The sequence below is a fragment of the Streptomyces sp. NPDC002130 genome (assembly GCF_040296465.1).
Classification (GTDB): domain Bacteria; phylum Actinomycetota; class Actinomycetes; order Streptomycetales; family Streptomycetaceae; genus Streptomyces.
The window spans coordinates 1-1,284 of the sequence record NZ_JBEOXI010000943.1; the positions used below are offsets into that span (position 1 = coordinate 1).

The 1,284-nt window shown below is 60.3% G+C and carries 1 protein-coding gene and 1 pseudogene; both read left to right on the top strand.

The window, feature by feature from the left end; all coding sequences use genetic code 11:
- Nucleotides 1-665 (top strand): annotated as a pseudogene (locus ABT116_RS47240) (molecular chaperone HtpG); the annotation flags it as partial.
- 138 nt (nt 666-803) lie between these two features.
- On the top strand, nt 804-1,187 hold the full coding sequence (locus ABT116_RS47245; protein ID WP_298777681.1) for a DUF6578 domain-containing protein: 384 nt from the start codon (nt 804-806) through the stop codon (nt 1,185-1,187).
- Nucleotides 1,188-1,284: the final 97 nt, after the last annotated feature.

Below are 1,284 nucleotides of genomic sequence, written 5' to 3' on the forward strand. Positions count from 1 at the left end.
AATGGAAGATCAAGGAACTGGTCAAGAAGTACTCCGACTTCATCGCGTGGCCCATCCGCATGGATGTCGCTCGTACGTCGACGCCGGCGGAGGGCGAAGAGCCCGAGGTCACCATCGAGACCGAGACGATCAACTCGATGAAGGCTCTGTGGACTCGCTCCAAGGACGAGGTGTCCGAGGACGAGTACAAGGAGTTCTACAAGCACGTCAGCCACGCCTGGGACGAGCCTCTCGAGGTCATCCCGATGAAGGCCGAAGGTACTTTCGAATACCAAGCGCTGCTGTTCATTCCGTCGACGGCGCCGTTCGATCTGTTCATGCGTGAGCGCAAGGCCGGCATCCACCTCTACGTCAAGCGCGTCTTCATCATGGACGACTGCGAAGAGTTGGTGCCCGATTACCTGCGCTTCGTCAAGGGTGTGGTCGACGCACAAGACCTCTCGCTCAACGTCTCTCGTGAAATTCTGCAGCAGGACCGGCAGATCGCTGCCATCCGTCGTCGTCTGACCAAGAAGGTCCTCTCGACCATCAAGGACATGAAGGCGAACGAGCCCGAGAAGTACTCGACCTTCTGGACGGAGTTCGGGCGCGCGCTCAAGGGCCCGCGCCCAACGAGTCGTACTGCCTGCCGTACACGGTGCGCGCACTCGCGGACATCCGCGGCGAGGATCCACAGGCGCTGGCCGCAGCGTCCACGGCGACAGCGGAGCGCGTGTACAAGCTCTGACGCTATTGTGGTCTGACAGGTAACTCCGCGCCCGGGACCGTCGTGTTCCGGTTCGTCTACTGCGCGGAGTATTCAGATGGATGACTACAACGTGGTCACAGTCCGCATCGAAACGTGGGAATTCGAGTGCTGTGCACCGTTACCGGTGGTCGGCGAAAAATCTTCGTGGGCTTTGCACCCGATTCAGAAGTCGCTGTGGTTCGACGGGTCGGTTCATGGGGGAATCTATCCCGACGAGGTGGAACCTACGTCCGGGATCGTTCGTTCGATTCGGCTCGAGCGCGGTGAATTTCTCGAACAAGGGTCCGGGCGCTGGGTGTTGGTGCCTGGGAGCATCGATTTTGTTCGAGTCGAGAAGGTCCCACGGTCTTTTCGCGGCATGTCATCACTGGTTGCCGGTCGTCGTGGCTGGATGGAGACGGCCGTTGTCGTCGAGCTTGCTGTTCTTGCGAGGGGATGAAGGGGCACAGCTTCACTGAGCACCGGCGGGACGACGGTCTACTGGAGCGGGGTGCTGGAAAAGGTCGTCATCCCGATGTTCGTGTCCCCGGTGGTCG